Origin of the sequence: Exilibacterium tricleocarpae (genome assembly GCF_007004655.1) — a bacterium.
In the GTDB taxonomy this organism is placed as follows: domain Bacteria; phylum Pseudomonadota; class Gammaproteobacteria; order Pseudomonadales; family Cellvibrionaceae; genus Exilibacterium; species Exilibacterium tricleocarpae.
The window spans coordinates 1-15,928 of sequence record NZ_ML660121.1; the positions used below are offsets into that span (position 1 = coordinate 1).

A 15,928-nucleotide genomic window follows, 5' to 3' on the forward strand; every position below is an offset into this window, starting at 1 on the left:
AGAAACTCGAACTTACTGCCATCGCCATAGGTAATCCAGAAGGTGTTTTCCTCAATCCCCGGGTTTTCGTCTTCCTCCGGGCGCTGCCATTCGATAAAGACGCCAGTGGAAAAGTACCAACCGGGCTTATCGACCTGATGCTCGGGCGCATCCAGACGGCTCTCCTCGTTGGTGATGGTGCCGCGGGAGTTATAGGTTCTGGAAAAGGTGAAATCCTCGCCAAAACTGGGCAGAAAGATGTCTTGTTGCTGTATCAGCAGATTGCCGTTGGCGGCGTTAACATAGAGTTGCTTGCCGTGCCCCGGGTCCTTACCGTGACTGCGGTCGTTACGGTTGAGTAACGTCCAGGATGAGTCCAACAAGCCCGCTTCATTCCCACCTATGATCACCGCCATTATCGTTGCCTCTTTTCTATAACAGGACAGGTCGCGTATCTCATTAACGCTGCCGGAGCCGCATGGCATCGCCTTTATCACGAGTGAAAAAGACGCCATACCGGGGCACTTCGGCCACATCTGGCTGCAGGGGTTATCCAGCTATAGTCGGAAACGTTTAGTGTCGGAGGAGAAGATAAATCGAGGCAGCTTAAGGTAAGACAGTGCCGGGTGACAGCCTTGGTGCACTGGGTAGGAAACCCGGCCAAAGGCCGGGTAAACCAAGTGGTCTATGCGGGTGTCGCCTTACCAGTCATGGCGACACCGATTTCTTCCCGCCGGCTACAGGTGCGCCGGACTGTGGGTAGTAAGAAGCGGCGGACTATTGGTAGTAGCGGACATAGTCGACATACATGCGCTGTGGAAACTGGCTCGATCCGTTCGGACTGCCGGGCCAATTACCGCCAACCGCAAAATTCAGCAGCAGGAAAAACGTATTTTGAAATTCACTGGTGCCGTTAATACCGCCTGCAATGTTAGCAACATGGTAGAGATTGCCGTCGAGATACCAGCGGATCTCGTTGGCGTCGCGCTCTACAGCGTAGACATGGTAACCCGTGACATTGGCGCCGGTTGAACCGCCGTAGTTTGCGTAATTATTATTGTGATCCTGCCAGTGCATGGTGCCGTGAATGGAACCATCGTTATTGATGTGCTCCATAATATCGATTTCACCGCATGCCGGCCAACCGACGGTGCCGAAGTTGCTGCCCAACATCCAGAACGCCGGCCACCCGCCCTGGGTTTGGGTCATTCTGATACGCGCTTCGATGCGCCCGAAACCGAACTCTTTTTTGCCCCGTGAAATCATCCGCGTAGAGGTGTACTGACAGGCACCATACCAGCAGTTGTAACCGCCCTCCCGGCGCGCCTCGATCACCAGCACATTGCTGCCAGCCGCTCCGTCGTATTGGATCGATGCGTTGTTGCCATTGGTGTAGTACTGAAGCTCGTTGTTACCCCAGCCACCGCCACCGGTTTCAAACGTCCAGGTATTAAAATCGATAAAGTCGAATTCATCACTCCAGGTAGCACCACCACCGCCACCACCGCTGGTAGGACGCACGATCATGGACGTGAACTTGTCGTTAAAACCTTCATTAACCAGACAGTCATCGTTACCGGTCCTGACCAACGAAGCGCCCTGGAAGTTATCGTGTTCGAAGAGAACGGCTTCATAACCCGGCGCCACGCGGATAGACGAGGCATCGTTATCGACAAACCCAAGCCCCCTCAATGCACCGAGCGTATAGCTGCCCGCACCCACGGAAACTGACCAGCCCGTGTAATTGCAGTGCTGATACACAGTTGCCACACCGCCACCACCACCGCCGCCACCATTGGAGGTGACCTCAATCCAGTTCAGGTTCCAGCCCGAGGTTGCCGCGTAAACACCAAGATTGTAGGTCCCGGCGTTTACGGTGGCGTTTAAGGTGACAGTCTGCCAATTTTGCCAACCGCCGGTATTCGGAATATTGACGGTACCCAATACCAGGGAGCCGCCATTAAGATCAACAGAGGCTGAAGTACCGCTGTTGGGGCTGGCCACCCGCAACTTGATCGTGTAACTGCCGGTGGTCGGAAAATTAATACCGTTGTAAGCCAACCACTCAGTCGCCTCTATCCAACCCACATTGTACCCGCCACCGCTGTCGCTTGTGGCTTCGATATCGACCGCGTCACCGCGATAGGCGCCACCGGCATTGCCGGGCGTCGTATCGTAAAATGCGCTGTAGTCTTCAGCCTGGATGACTGCTGCCTGTGACGCATAAGAGGCCGACAGCAACACAAGCGCCGGTGCTGTTCGTAAAAAAAGTGCTTTAATGAATTTCATAGTTAATTCATACCTGTTTATTTACCCTAATAAATACACTGGTGTCATCTGCGTAACAAATACGCTCCGTGCTGCATGCATAAATCCGGTGAAATGATGTTACCAGTGCCCCAAGATACCCCTCGCCAGAGCGCGGCTGCGAGCGGAAATAAGTGTCTTCACTCATGCAGGCGAAGACAAATGTGGTGCTGGCGGCGGCCGGCCCGGTAGCCGGGCGGCGGCGCTGTCGGGCTGCCCGATAAGCGATAACCGCTAACCAAAGCCATCGTCACCCAAACAGGCGGATGGCAGCCGATAATGCTCCTCGAACTCCGAAACGAGCCTCCGGCGACGCCGGGCTCGATATTAGCGCCCGCATCGAGCGCGCTACTGCACAGAACTCCATCGTTAACCCTCTGGCTGACGAGCCGGCGTTGGGTTTAACTCACTAATAAGAAGGAACTTCAGTCTTCGCGCCAACAGACTGGCTGGCTGGTTTTATATAGGACGCCAGATAACTATTGTGCTCCGGCAGACCCGCCACTGTGCGGTCGACATTCGACTTGATATGCTGGAGGAAGTCCACCAACTCCCGCTCCGTCATGGTGTCGACCAACGGGTGATAACGCTGCGGCTCAAGGCCCTGCCCGAGCATGACCTGCTGCCAGGAATCAACAAAAAGTTCGTTACCCTCGCGATACACGTGGCCTGTCTTCTCAAAAATATCAACTTTATTTTTGAGTGTTTCCGGTATCTCCATGGCGCGGCAATGGCGCCAAAAAGCGCTATCCGCCCGGTCGGTAACCTTGTAATGCAAAATGATAAAATCACGAATCCGCTCAATATCGAAGTCAGCCTGTCGATTAAACTCGTCCACTTCGGCCTGGCTGATGCCGGCAGCGGGGAACATCCGTAAAAAACGCACGATATTTTGTTGAATCAAGTGAATACTGGTGGATTCCAGGGGTTCGAGAAAACCGCTGGAAAGACCAACGGCCAAACAGTTTTTAAACCACTGTTTGCGCCTGCGACCGGCGTGGAACTTAATTGACAACGGCTCAGTCAGGGTTTCTCCTTCGACATTCTCCAACAGCATCGCCCGCGCCGAGGCATCGTCCAGATACCGACTGCAGTACACCAGGCCATTGCCCACCCGGTGCTGCAGCGGTATACGCCACTGCCAGCCCGACTCCCGGGCTATGGAGCGGGTATAGGGGACAGGCTCCCGGACAGTATTGGTTTGGACCGCTATCGCGCTGTCACAGGGCAGCCAGTGTGACCAGGATTCAAACCCCGCATGTAAAGCCTGCTCGATAAGCAAAGCGCGCATACCGGTGCAATCAATAAAAAAATCGCCCTCAACCACCTCGCCGGAGGTGAGTGTCAATGACTCAATAAACCCTGTTTCGGTGTCGGTTACGACCTTATCGATTTTACCTTCAAGGCGTTTCGCCCCGTATTTTTCGCTGAATTTCCGCAGGAATCCGGCATAAAGGGAAGCATCGATATGGAAGGCATAATTGAGTCCGTTACTAGGCAGATGACCAAACTTCAAAGACTCCGCGGCACGGCGTTCCAGGCAGTAATCGCCAAAGCCACTGCTTACCCCCAGCTCTCTGCCTTTCATCCAAAAATGCTGGAAGCCGCAGGCCCAGCAGTCTTTCCCCGTGGTCCCGAAAGCGTGCATATAGTCTTCGCCAATATCACGCCAATTCTCAAACTGGATACCAAGCTTGTAGGTACCCTGGGTGGCCGCCAGAAATTCCGGTTCTTTGATATCAAGCAACCGGTTAAAAAACACCAGCGTGGGGATGGTTGCCTCCCCGACGCCGATAGTGGCAATCGCATCCGATTCAACCAGTGTGATATCGAGGTTTTTTCCCATCAACTTTGCCATCGCAGCGGCCGTCATCCAACCGGCTGTACCGCCTCCTGCAATCACCACTTTTTTTATCGGCCCATCTCTCATTCGACCACCTGCTGTCAGGTTTTCAACTAGGGTTTCAACTAGGGTTTCAACTAGGGTTTCAACTAGGGTTTCAACTAGGGTTTCAACTACGGTTTCAACTACCTGTTTAAATTATTTCGAAGCATCGCCCGCAATTGTCGGCTCTTGTCGGCGTCCGGCTCTCCTAAAACACCCAGTGCTGCAGCGGGAATATGTGCCAGCGCCTCCGGCGATTCATTAAAAACATAATGCTCAAAGATACCTTTCCATGCCCTTTTTTGGGCCGCCGGCAAATTACGCAACGCCATAACCCCGTGCAACAACGCATCGGCCGGCGTGCCGGTAAAGGCGGCTGTGCTTCGCCACCAATAGTTAATAAGCACATTAAAATTTTCCAGTGCTTCTACGTGATGCCACCACATACTGGGCAGAAACAACGCGTCCCCCGGTTGCAACTCGGCAATCAGGGCATGTTCCAGGGCCGCCGAAAACCGCGGAAAACGCTGTCTGTCAGGTTGATGAAAATCAACCAGGCTAATCGGCTGCCCGGCCGGTGTCACATCCAGCGGTCCGACATACAAGTTCGGAAGCTGTTCCGGTGGAAACAACGTAAAGCGCCGGCGGCCGGCCACTACGCAGGCGATGTTGTCGGGGAAATCATAGTGTGCCGCGATTCTGCTCCGGTTACCCAACCATATCGACACCAGGGGGTTCAAGTGTTGCAGTGCAAGATCATTAGACGACCGGAAACCTGGCAGGCAGTTATCCACGGCGGTTGAACCTACATAAAGATGATCGGCTGGTTCCGGCGTAGTATCCAACTCGTCTAAAATCGCTGCCAACGAACTGTTGGTCCGCGTGAAATTAAAACCGGTCAGTGTCTCATCATAGAAAAAACGGCCCTTATGCTCGGCCGCTCCGCGCAGGGCCAGGACCTGCGCGTCTCGATAAAACCGGAGTAAATAGTCCTTGGCTGCGGCAGGGTTTTGCGAGCCGGCATGCACAAATGGCCAATCGGCTACCAGACCTTTGAGCAACAAGGGTTCAGTGGCACAGAGTATATCGGCGGGAATCGCGTTAGCGCTAACCCCCTCCACAATATCCACCCGCTTGTCAATGGCTAACATACCTACGTGAACTCAATAATGTGAACTCAATAATGTGAACTCAATAATGTGAACTCAATAAAAAGTGCCCGGCGGTTACAACCGGGCATTTCGTTTATCAATAAGCCGGCGGATATTGGACATAGATGCCAGCACCATATATATGGCCTGCAAAATTCCCCGCCGATGAAAATCGATCAACACCTCACCGTCCAATTCAGCCAGGCGTTCCTCGTGGATTGTGTGAAATCCATCCAGCCCCAGTTTGGCGCCGTTGTTGAGGGTCACATTAAGCGTAAACGGTTCCAACAACTGCTGACTCACCAGAGCATCAGTGAATGCCTTGACTGCGGCCTGACCCTGGTCGATCGCCTGCAGCACAGATGCCATGCGTTCCGTATAGGGGGTGTTGCCGCCGTGAGGTAGAAACAACGCCTCCCCCTCTGTTGTGCTGATGTGGGGATCGTCGAGGTCTATGGACATTACCTGACTTCTCTGTTCACCCGGGCGTTGCTGAAAGCCGATCAGGAACGGACCCCGCTGAATCATCAATGGAATGTAGGAAGCATCCCAGCCCTGCTCACTCAAATAAAGGTTTTCACCCTGCTCAAAGCCAAACATGACCATTGGCATAAACTTATCGGTTTCGCCAGAGCAATGAAAAAAAATCGGATAATCCGCCTGCAGGCTGCGAAATTCCGAGGGTATTGCCAGCGTGCACATTTGATTGTCGCCCCACTCGACACCGTGCCGGGTAATGACCCGGAGATGCTGGTGATCGACGTTATTTAACAGTGCATGGTTTGCCATCCCGCCTCCCAATAAACCTGACCGTCGCCGGTCTCTCTAACACCAGTCAGCTACGCCGGGCCTGTAGGCCCGAAGCACTTTGTGCCTGAACGTCACCGCAAATATGCTGGAGCAACGCCCGGTTTGACGGCAGAGCATGTAAGTACTTTTGCACCGATATGGCATTGGCCCGCATCACTCTCAATGCGTGGGGTTGCTCTTCGGTGTATCGATGCAATTGCCGCAAGTGCGAATTAAACCCCATACCGTACAATATGTATTGATAGCTGGCAGCGGGGAATACTTCCTCCGCCTGGATAAAGTCCAGCCGCGACGGCACTTGATAACGCCACAGTGACAAGAGTTCCTGCAGGGAGTCCGGCACGGTCGACATATCAATATTGTCTTTCCAATAAGCGCCATCACGGCGCTGGGAAAGTACATAGTGCAGCTTCAAAAAGTTAATAACCCGATCCGCCCGGTATCGAAATCGCGCATTAAACCGCTTTGCGGTGATGTCCATCAGGGCACGGTTAGCCGGAAAATCGTCTCGAATCATCGCCGCGGCGAGTTCGACCAATGCCAGGGCAGAGGCTTCCAGGGGTTCGATAAAACCGGCGGCCATGCCGATGGCGACACAGTTTTTATGCCAGAACTCAGCCCGGTAGCCCGGATTAAAATGAATTTTCCTGACAGCCACTGAGTCTGCGCCTGCGGCACCCAATGACGGCTCAAGATAGGCCCGCAAATCCTGCTCCGCCTGTTCGTCACTCGTATAGGCACTGGCGTAAACATGGCCGACACCACGCCGACTTTGCAGGCCAATATCCCAAATCCAGCCGGCTCGCTGGGCAGTAGAGTGGGTGGTCGATGCCACCGGCGCATCCGGGTCACCGTAGGGCACTTGTGCCGCCAGGGCGCAATCATTAAACAAAACGCCCTGTTTGCTTACAAAGGGCACTTGAAAATGGTTACCAAGCAGTAAGGCAGCGCTGCCGGAGCAATCGACAAACAGATCACCGCTCAACTGACCGCTCTGCGCCGTTGAGAGTGAGGCAATATCACCATTGTCACTTGAATTAACGCCGGTCACATGGTCAAGTACATGGCGGACACCGAGCCGGTCGATACAATGCCGTTTTAGGAATTCGCCGAACTTGCCCGCATCCAGGTGATAGCCGTAGTTCAATACCGCGGCGAACTCCGGTGTCGATAGCTGTTTGGGTGCGAGGCCGTGTTCACAGACTTGGGGCTGAGCGCACATGGCATCGGCAAATTTTTGCTCAGCCTGTAGAGATTGCCAGAAATACACACGGTTCAATTCCAAAAAACCATTTGGCATTGAAAACGGATGGTAGTAGCTGTCGCTGTCCTGCCCGGTGGTCCAGCGGATAAATTTGGAACCCTGTTTAAATGACGCGTCACATTGGCGGATAAAATCCAACTCCGACGCCCCGATACGCCGCAATGTATCGCGCATGGTTGGCCAGGTGCCTTCTCCAACGCCAACGGTGGCCACCTGGGGCGACTCGATCAGTGTGACAGCAATGCCGTCGGGTTCACCGCCATATTCCGCAGCGATAACGCCTGCCGTCAACCAGCCTGCGGTACCGCCGCCGACAATAACAACGGTTTTCACTTGATTATCCATAGGCGGGCAACCTGTCTCTCAACATGCCTCTGTCACAGCCGATGCTTAAGGCAAGTACTATATCCGGCTTTGCAATGGGGTTCTACGTAAGACTCCTCAAAAAACTACTCCGCCATGCGAAAACTAAAATCCTGGAAAATCAAACAGCCGTTTCGGGACGGCTACCAAAAAAAGCTCATAGTTGTATAGCGCCTGCTGTGGGGTTTTAAGGGGAACAGTGCCAACTGACCCGGCCCTTGCCGGGTGTGGGGGTTCGAGACACGCCGTACACCCATCCCTGGGGGCTCTGCTTCGGCATCCATGCCTCAGAAGGTCTCGAACCCCCACACCCGGCAAGGGCCTACCACTGTAGTTCTAACAATGTTTGTAAAACTTACTGAAGGTAGGCCGATCGCTTTGCAAGGCTTTCAGAAACCTTCTGAGGCATGGATGCCGAAGCAGAGCCCCCAGGGATGGGTGTACGGCGTGTTTCTGAAAGCCTTGCAAAGCGGTCGGCCGGCAAATTAGCACTCCCTTTAAAAACCCACAGCAGTAGCCCAAACGACAGACACTCAATCCCCAGTTTTACATTAAAAGTTATAACGCACCCCAAGATTAAATCGAGCACCGCTCTGAATCGCGGCAATCACCATATTTTCATGCCGGCCGTAAAGCCGTCGGGTTTCATCGGTTACATTGATGCCCTCGACAAACACAGAAAGTTTATCATCGATCTGGTAGCTCGCATTCACATCCCATTGGCCGTAGTCCTCCGTGTAGACCGGGTTGCGCTCGCCGTTGCCATCGATGGTCGCGTTCAGGAAATCATCACGCCAGTTATACGCTATTCGAACCTGAATACCATGTTTGTCATAGAAAGCGACAAGGTTGTAGGAATCACTCAACCCGACCAGGGGTATTTGGTTCCCCACCCCCTCGCCTTTATTGGTATCAAAATTATCGTACTCGATATCACCGTCAACCGTGGTGAAATTGACAATAGCGCCAAAGCCGGAGTCCCCAAACATATGTTGAAGCGCCACCTCGAAACCATCGATTTCAGCAGTGGTGGCATTGACGGGCGTGATCAGCCTGAACACAGCAGATCGATCACCCAACGCCGCATCGCCCACTACCGGGGCGCCGTACAGGCCCTCCATATAAGCGCGCACCTGTTCGGGATCGTCGGTGCCCAGATCTGCCACCGCCTGCTCCCACCGGGGGCCCTGGGCAGGGTGAGCCAGATCAAATGTCGTTTCCTCCACAGAGGTTTCGCCAATGAAGTTTTTAACCCGTTTAGCGTAAAAACCTACGGACAGATAACTGCCCTGGGCATAGTACCACTCACCCGAGAGGTCGAGATTTGTCGACTCGAACGGGTCCAGGTCGGGATTGCCCCGATTACCGGTTCCGCCATTAAATCTCACCAACTCGTTAATGGTCTCCCCACCTTGTATATGATTATAAAGTGGTCGCGTCATGGTTTTACTGGCGGATATCCGACCGACTATATCCTCAGTAAACTCAATATCAAAATCGATATTCGGCAGCCAATTATTGTAGCCACCAGTGAGCTGCGTGAAACCGGTCCGTGTCGATTGCGCCCTGAACTCATTATCGGCCACCCAGGCGATGGAGTCATAAATCGGCACCAGCGCTTTGGATGTCACATCGGTATCTTCGTAGCGCAAACCTACGGTCAGTTGCATCGGCATAGCCCATTGTTCCCAGGCCAGGTTAACCTGAGCATAGGCCGCCCTCTGTTCCTCCAGCGCAGTCCGGTCAGTGGTAAAATCCGACGAGGCACACAACCTGACGCCACATGAGCTGATGTCTTCACCGTTGGCGGTCGCCACGGCGGCAATCGCATCGAGCATACCGTCAAAACTTGCCTCGTAGTAATAGGGTTCCAAGGCCGGGTTGGACGATCCGGACAATCGATCAAACTTTGAACCTAGATTTCTTCTGACAAACAGGCTGTCATCATAGTCCTCAGGCACACCATAGCCACCCCAGGTGTCACGCTGGGCATTGGCAAAAGCGGAGCGGTTTTCTGAATCCAACATTGCCAGTCCAAAATCGATACTCTTGACAACCCCCGTATCGAAACTAAACACGCCGTCGATTTTTGTCTGTTCAATATCGTGTTTCATAAAGCTGTTGCGAAAGCTGGTGCCGGAGGTTAGAAACTCCGACGGCGTCAACCCCAGACCGTCGATATACTGGAAGGTGACAACCGGCAACTCGCGGCTGTAGTCAACCGTGGTTGCACCGCGGTTAAATTGCACGCCGGTCACTACGTTGTTGGAGCCGCGGTCGTCCTTGGCGCCGTTCTCAGCATCTGAATTATGGTAGTCAAACACCAGGGTCAGTCGGTCGGTGGCGGCCCACTCGACGTTCAGTCCGATAGAGTTATTTTCATTAACGGTACCCCAATCGCCTGCGCTCATGGTGATATCCGCGCCGGTGCCATCGGTGTAGATCACCGGTGCAACCACGGAGCCGTTACCCGTACCGGGCGTAAACTCGCCCGACTGGGGTACACCGTTGAACCAGGCACCCAGGGAATGAAACCGCTGCTCTACATCCTGCTCGGAGTAGGTGTAATCCAGGGTCGCCTCAATGGTCTGCATGGGCGCCCACTGGAAGGTCAGTTGCGCATTGGTGCGCTCGCGTTGGATTTGATTAAACGCATAGCCGATATTGCGCGGAACCGCGTAAATATCGCCTTCCTGGGGCGCATTGACAAAGTCGGGGTTGTCCGGCGCCACTGAACCCCAGTCGCCCTGGCCGGCGGGAATGGTGTACCACCCCCCCGGGGTTTCGGCCTGGTTAAAACCGCTGTCGCGCTCTGAATAACTGGCGGTTAACGCGACACCGATAGTGTCCTCGGCGAAAGTCCGGCTGAAGATACCGGAAACTTCCGGTGTCCAGTCAGAGCCGGACTCGTTAGAGGTGTCGTGCATCGCTTTAACGCCGATATTGGCAATCAAATCGGGGGTGTCGAGCGGCCGTGCCGTCTTGATGTTAATCACCGAACCGATACCACCGGTCGATAGGGATGCTTTACCGGACTTATAGATTTCAACCGCCCTGACACTTTCTGCAGCGAGGTTGGCAAAATCAAACGAACGCGCCGCCGATGCCGTGGTACCTTCAATATTCGCGGCGGGCATCTGGCGACCATTGAGCGTCACCACATTGTAGTCGGGACCAAAGCCACGCACCGTCACCCGACTGCCCTCGCCGTTCTGGCGGTCGATGGACACGCCGGTTATCCGCTGTAGGGATTCCGCCAGATTGGTATCGGGCATCTTGCCGATTTCTTCTGCTGAAATAGCGTCCACCACACCGGTGGCATCGCGTTTGATATCCATGGAGCGTTCGAGACTCGCGCGGATACCGGTCACAACAACCTCTTCCAGATCGCCGTAGTTGTCGCTTTGCGCGACAGCCGGGAAGATGGGCATAGCCCCAAACACAATCGGCCCAAGTACCGTTGAGATGGTGGCTGCGAGGTGGTTTTTTTTGAATGATTTATTTTCCATATCTCGAACCCAAGTTACTCTGATTATTATTCAGCCGGCTGACCCGGATGTAAGCGCTTACAAATTTATCAAAAAAAACGCACGGAAAGCAAATGCACCAAATGTAAGCGCTTACAAAATATCAAGGTTCCCTCAGTTCAGTCAAGCAAAGCCGGCTATTTTTCTAAAATGTGGAACGGCGTCACCCGTTCGTTACCATTCTACTCATTGCGTTACCGCTACAGTGCTCACCTCAGTTTTCCCGGCTCCATAAATGGCGTTAGCTGGCGCGAAAATAACGAACCTGAAACTGTGCCCCGCAGGCAAGAATTTCACGGCGTAAGGGTGCGCTTGATCCCGGGGGTCCGGTCAAAAATCAGTGCCGATCAACCCGCGCCTGGCTTCGAAGCATTAAGCCTTAAAGCACTAATCGGAATAAACGCTCGGCTCCTAATACCGATAGAATATTCCGGGCCGCCACCGTTGCAGGCATCTCTTTCTACCCGCCGGCAAAGCCTGTAATGCCGGCAGTAAGGGCGATACCAAGTGCCCGGCCGTGTCCGGGGTAATGGCAGCCGCAGAGGGTCACTGCGGTTTAGCGTCGAAACTGCTGAACCGAATCCCGGGCGACGAGTTCGGGCTCAAAGATATTGGTGGCGACAAGACGCTGATTCTTATAAACATGCTTTAATACCCAGCGCGCTGCCATCTGCGCCATCTCGCGCACCGGATAGTTGATCGTGCTTAGCTTGGGGTATAGATAGCGGGCATAAACCAGGTTGTCGAAACCGACGACCGAAAGGTCTTCAGGGATCGAGAGACCGGCGTCCCTTGCCGAGGTCATCGCCCCGGCAGCCATCTCGTCGTTACCGCAAACAACCGCAGAAAACGTATTTCGCAACCCCAGCAGTTCGGTCATGCCGCGGAAACCGCCCTCCTCCCGATAATCGCCCTCGCAGTGCAGCTTGGTATTGAATTTAACGCCGTATTCCGCCAGCGCACGCTTGTGGCCGGACAGGCGATCCTGGGTATCACCCTTCCACAATGGCCCCGATATATAGGCGATTTTTCGATGGCCCTGTTCCAATAAGTAACGGGCGGCAAGGTAGCCGCCCTCTTCGTTATTCAAACTCACACAGTTTTTGGTAATCTTGGCAATTTTGCGACCGAGCACAACGATGGGCGTATCCCGTTTCGCCAGCTCGACCAGGTAGCGGTCCGGTACCGACTCCACCCATAAAATCAGCGCGTCACAGCGGCGGGTGAGTAAAAACTCTATGGATTCGGCTTCTTTCTCAGCGTTACTGTGCCCCGCGGCGATGATGGCGTGAATATCAAATTTGCGCAGTTCTGCCTCTACCGCGCTCATCATCGAGCCGTAAAAAGGGCCGTGCAGTTCAGAAATCAGCACACCCACACTGCTCGAGCGGTTGGACGCCAGCCCCTTGGCGATGGCGCTGGGCCGATAACCGAGCTGCTCCATGGCATTGACCACTTTTTGCCGGGTTTTATCGCTGACATTGGCATTTTTGTTCATGACCCGCGACACTGTCGCCAGCGAAACACCAGCCAACTCTGATACATCGTAAATAGTTGTCATATAACGTCTATTGTTCCCGCTCTCAGTAACCAACTTCCTTATATGGGCAGCCGTTTCACAACCGTCGAACCACAGCGGCGCCACTGCCACCCGCCTCACTACACCCCGCAATTGTGCAACAGTCCGGCATAGAACCCGGACCCGGTGCCAAACCTTATGCAAACCGTCCTGCGGATTTGAGTTCGAGCTGCAGTTGCTCGACCCGCTCCCTATTCAGCTTGTAGCCCTTCATTACTGCGGCCACCAGCAATGATGCCGCCGCCGGCCACAGCGTGAATGAGAGTAATATGCCCTCCCGTGTCGCCGCGCTCTGTACAACGTCTGCCTGGTAATCATAGTAAGCCAGCAACCAACCGGCAATCGCACCCCCGATGGCCAGCCCCAGTTTAATGAAAAAAACCACGGAAGAATACACCATACCGGTGATGCGGATACCGGTTTTCCAGTGGCCGTAGTCCACGGTATCGGCCATCTTCGCCCACAACAACGGTGTGGCCATTTGCAAAAACAGGCACCAGATAAAATACAGTGCGAAAGCCGCTACTAACTGATCACCGTCGATAAAATAGCCCAGTACACAAATCGCGGCGGCAATGACCTGTAGACTGATATAGGCTTTTACCTTACACACCCGTTTGGCCAGGGGCTGCGCCAGCGCGCAGCCGATAATATTGCCCACCATGCCCAGTGTGACAAACGCCGTTACCAGATCTTCACGCTCCAGATAGTACTTCACGTAGTAAATAGCCAGGGTACTGCGAATCACCATACCGGTCAGTAAAATCAACGCCGCCGCACACAGTATGCGCCACTGATCATTCCTCCACAGCGATGCCAGGTCAGCACGGATACTGGTTTGTTGGGCCGGCGGCGGCGTTAGACGCTCACGGGTGCCGGCAAAACACAGAAGGAACAGGATCACCCCCATCACACTCATCGCTGTGATGGTGTACTGATAACCCAAGGCGCGATCGCCCTGCCCGAAAAAGTCCACCAGCGGCAGCGTGCAGGCAGTCACCAGTAAACCGCCCAGCATGCCGAAAACGAATCGATACGACTGCACCGACACCCGCTCCTCGGCCCTGGCGGTCAGCACCCCGCCGAGGGCGGAATAGGGAATATTGATAGCCGTATAAGCCAGCATCAGCAGGCTGTAGGTCACAAAGGCGTAGATCACCTTGCCCCGCTCCGACAGGTCGGGGGTGGTAAAAGCCAGCACGCTAATCAGGCCAAAAGGCAGGGCCAGCCACAGGAGATAGGGACGAAACTTTCCCCAACGGGTTTCCGTGCGATCGGCGATCCCGCCCATCAGCGGGTCGGTTACAGCATCGAAAATACGCACCACCAGAAACATGGTGCCGACGATTGCCGGCGATATACCAAAAATATCGGTGTAGAAGTATGTCAGGAACAACATCACCGTTTGAAAAATAATATTGCTGGCGGTATCGCCCAACCCATAGGCGACCTTTTCTCGGATCGACAGCATATTGTCCCCATTTAACCTGCTTATTCTTGTGAAAACACGACCCCCACCCGCCAGTAATTGCGACCACTAGGGTTTGCCACCACCAAGCCTATAACAGTTGACCTTTTACAAACAAAACTTTAATCTGAATGTAAGCGCTTTCAGAAAGAAAAGCAACCCTGCACGACAAAGGTCTATACTGTTACAAAAAGATGAACGTTGCGAAAAAACATCACAGTCGCATATGACCAGGAAAACAAAAAGAAAGATGAAGTTATCAGTTCCAACCTCTTCACCCCTACAGTCGCGGGATTTTATCTACGGTGTTGCCACCTCCGCATTCCAGATTGAGGGTGCCAGCGACCGGCGCCTGCCCTGTATATGGGACACATTCTGCGTTCAACCCGGCGCCATCAGCGATGGCTCCGACGGCCGGATTGCCTGTGATCACTACCACCGCTGGGAACAGGATTTAGACCTGATCGCCTCTCTGCATGTGGATGCCTATCGTTTTTCCGTATCCTGGCCTCGCGTTATGGATAAAGACGGCAACCCGAACCAGGTGGGGATCGATTTCTACCTGCGGCTGCTCGATGGCCTGGCGGCGCGAAACATTAAAGCCTTTGTAACACTCTACCATTGGGATCTGCCGCAATATCTGGAAGACGAAGGCGGCTGGCTCAATCGCGAAACAGCGTTTAAATTTCGCGACTATGCCGATATGGTCAGTCGCGCCTTTGGTGACCGTGTCTATTCCTATGCAACCCTGAACGAGCCGTTCTGCAGCGCTTATTTGGGCTATGAAAAAGGCATTCACGCACCCGGCATCAGTGATCTCGCCGGAGGCCGCCGCGCCTCCCATCATCTCTTGTTGGCGCATGGTTTGGCACTGAAGGTGCTGAACAAAAACAGCCCCGACAGTCTCAATGGCCTGGTGCTCAATATGAGTCCGACCTACCCCTTGTCCGGGTCAGCCGAGGATCGGCAAGCGGCTGTACTCGCCGACGATATGCTGTTCAACTGGTACGCGCAGCCGGTACTTGCCGGCACCTACCCGGCGGCTGCGCTTGCGCATCTGCCGCCGGAGGCTCAGCCGCCGGTGGAGCCGGGGGACATGGAATTGATTGCACAACCCATGGATTACCTGGGGTTGAACTATTACACCCGCGCTGTCTTTCAAGCTGACCCGGTCCAGGGTTTTGTCGAGTCGCCCCCAAATGGTGTGCCCGTCACCGATATGGGCTGGGAAGTCTGCCCGCAGGCGCTAACGGATCTTTTAGTCGGCTTAAATAACCGCTATGAGCTGCCTCCCCTGTTTATTACAGAAAACGGTGCAGCTGTGGTCGACGAGAAGATCAACGGCGAGATTAACGATGTCGATCGGCTGAACTACTACCAGGATCACCTGAATGCCGTGCACGATGCCATTTTGCAGGCCGTTGACATCAAGGGCTATTTTGCCTGGAGCCTGCTGGATAACTTCGAGTGGGCACTGGGCCATGAAAAGCGCTTTGGCATCACCTATGTGGACTACGCCACCCAGGAGCGAACGCTAAAAGCCAGCGGCCATGCGTATGCGGAGTTTATCAATAAACGAGTGGCGGGCAACTGAT

At 54.1% G+C, this 15,928-nt stretch carries 11 protein-coding genes; 2 read left to right on the forward strand and 9 right to left on the reverse strand.

What is annotated here, in order from left to right; genetic code table 11:
• From FKG94_RS27820 to FKG94_RS27830, 3 genes are all read right to left on the reverse strand, one after another.
• Positions 1 to 395 (reverse strand): DUF6531 domain-containing protein (locus FKG94_RS27820; RefSeq protein ID WP_218943666.1); only part of this gene is annotated, 395 nt, incomplete at its 3' end.
• A gap of 361 nt (positions 396 to 756) precedes the next feature.
• On the reverse strand, positions 757 to 2,268 hold the full coding sequence (locus FKG94_RS27825) for a carbohydrate-binding protein (protein ID WP_142930229.1): 1,512 nt from the start codon (positions 2,266 to 2,268) through the stop codon (positions 757 to 759).
• Positions 2,269 to 2,695: 427 nt separating this feature from the next.
• Positions 2,696 to 4,216 carry a tryptophan halogenase family protein gene (locus FKG94_RS27830; protein ID WP_142930230.1) on the reverse strand — a complete coding sequence of 507 codons (1,521 nt, stop codon included), beginning with the start codon at positions 4,214 to 4,216 and terminating at the stop codon, positions 2,696 to 2,698.
• Here FKG94_RS27830 and FKG94_RS29675 point away from each other — a divergent pair.
• On the forward strand, positions 4,138 to 4,326 hold the full coding sequence (locus FKG94_RS29675) for a Yae1 family protein (protein WP_142930231.1): 189 nt from the start codon (positions 4,138 to 4,140) through the stop codon (positions 4,324 to 4,326). The genes FKG94_RS27830 and FKG94_RS29675 overlap by 79 nt on opposite strands.
• On the opposite strand, the gene FKG94_RS27840 is transcribed toward FKG94_RS29675, so the two are convergent.
• The 6 genes from FKG94_RS27840 to FKG94_RS27865 form a co-directional block, all read right to left on the reverse strand.
• Complete coding sequence (locus tag FKG94_RS27840; RefSeq protein ID WP_142930232.1) at positions 4,315 to 5,322, reverse strand: cupin-like domain-containing protein; 1,008 nt, start codon at positions 5,320 to 5,322, stop codon at positions 4,315 to 4,317. The two genes, FKG94_RS29675 and FKG94_RS27840, sit on opposite strands and share 12 nt — an antisense overlap.
• Positions 5,323 to 5,397: 75 nt before the next feature.
• Positions 5,398 to 6,111, reverse strand: coding sequence for a SapC family protein (locus tag FKG94_RS27845; RefSeq protein ID WP_142930233.1), 714 nt, complete (start codon positions 6,109 to 6,111; stop codon positions 5,398 to 5,400).
• A gap of 46 nt (positions 6,112 to 6,157) precedes the next feature.
• Positions 6,158 to 7,741, reverse strand: a complete 1,584-nt coding sequence (locus tag FKG94_RS27850; protein ID WP_142930234.1) for a tryptophan halogenase family protein — start codon at positions 7,739 to 7,741, stop codon at positions 6,158 to 6,160.
• A 569-nt stretch (positions 7,742 to 8,310) separates the two neighbouring features.
• Positions 8,311 to 11,268, reverse strand: a complete 2,958-nt coding sequence (locus FKG94_RS27855; protein ID WP_142930235.1) for a TonB-dependent receptor — start codon at positions 11,266 to 11,268, stop codon at positions 8,311 to 8,313.
• Between the two features lie 574 nt (positions 11,269 to 11,842).
• Positions 11,843 to 12,847: a LacI family DNA-binding transcriptional regulator gene (locus tag FKG94_RS27860; RefSeq protein ID WP_142930236.1), complete on the reverse strand. Its 1,005-nt coding sequence runs from the start codon at positions 12,845 to 12,847 to the stop codon at positions 11,843 to 11,845.
• A gap of 154 nt (positions 12,848 to 13,001) precedes the next feature.
• Entirely contained in the window at positions 13,002 to 14,336 is a 1,335-nt protein-coding gene (locus tag FKG94_RS27865; protein ID WP_142930237.1) for a glycoside-pentoside-hexuronide (GPH):cation symporter, read from the reverse strand.
• Positions 14,337 to 14,583: 247 nt separating this feature from the next.
• Between FKG94_RS27865 and FKG94_RS27870 the strand changes: the two genes are divergently transcribed.
• The gene (locus FKG94_RS27870; RefSeq protein WP_142930238.1) at positions 14,584 to 15,927 is read left to right on the forward strand and encodes a GH1 family beta-glucosidase; all 1,344 of its coding nucleotides are present in this window, start codon (positions 14,584 to 14,586) and stop codon (positions 15,925 to 15,927) included.
• The last annotated feature ends 1 nt before the right edge of the window (position 15,928 follow it).

Coding starts and splice junctions, on each gene's coding strand:
- FKG94_RS27870 (WP_142930238.1), top strand. CDS start 14,584: ATGAAGTTATCAGTTCCAACCTCTTCACCCCTACAGTCGCGGGATTTT.
- FKG94_RS27825 (WP_142930229.1), bottom strand. CDS start 2,268: ATGAAATTCATTAAAGCACTTTTTTTACGAACAGCACCGGCGCTTGTG.
- FKG94_RS27845 (WP_142930233.1), bottom strand. CDS start 6,111: ATGGCAAACCATGCACTGTTAAATAACGTCGATCACCAGCATCTCCGG.
- FKG94_RS27850 (WP_142930234.1), bottom strand. CDS start 7,741: ATGGATAATCAAGTGAAAACCGTTGTTATTGTCGGCGGCGGTACCGCA.
- FKG94_RS27855 (WP_142930235.1), bottom strand. CDS start 11,268: ATGGAAAATAAATCATTCAAAAAAAACCACCTCGCAGCCACCATCTCA.
- FKG94_RS27840 (WP_142930232.1), bottom strand. CDS start 5,322: ATGTTAGCCATTGACAAGCGGGTGGATATTGTGGAGGGGGTTAGCGCT.
- FKG94_RS27865 (WP_142930237.1), bottom strand. CDS start 14,336: ATGCTGTCGATCCGAGAAAAGGTCGCCTATGGGTTGGGCGATACCGCC.
- FKG94_RS27860 (WP_142930236.1), bottom strand. CDS start 12,847: ATGACAACTATTTACGATGTATCAGAGTTGGCTGGTGTTTCGCTGGCG.
- FKG94_RS27830 (WP_142930230.1), bottom strand. CDS start 4,216: ATGAGAGATGGGCCGATAAAAAAAGTGGTGATTGCAGGAGGCGGTACA.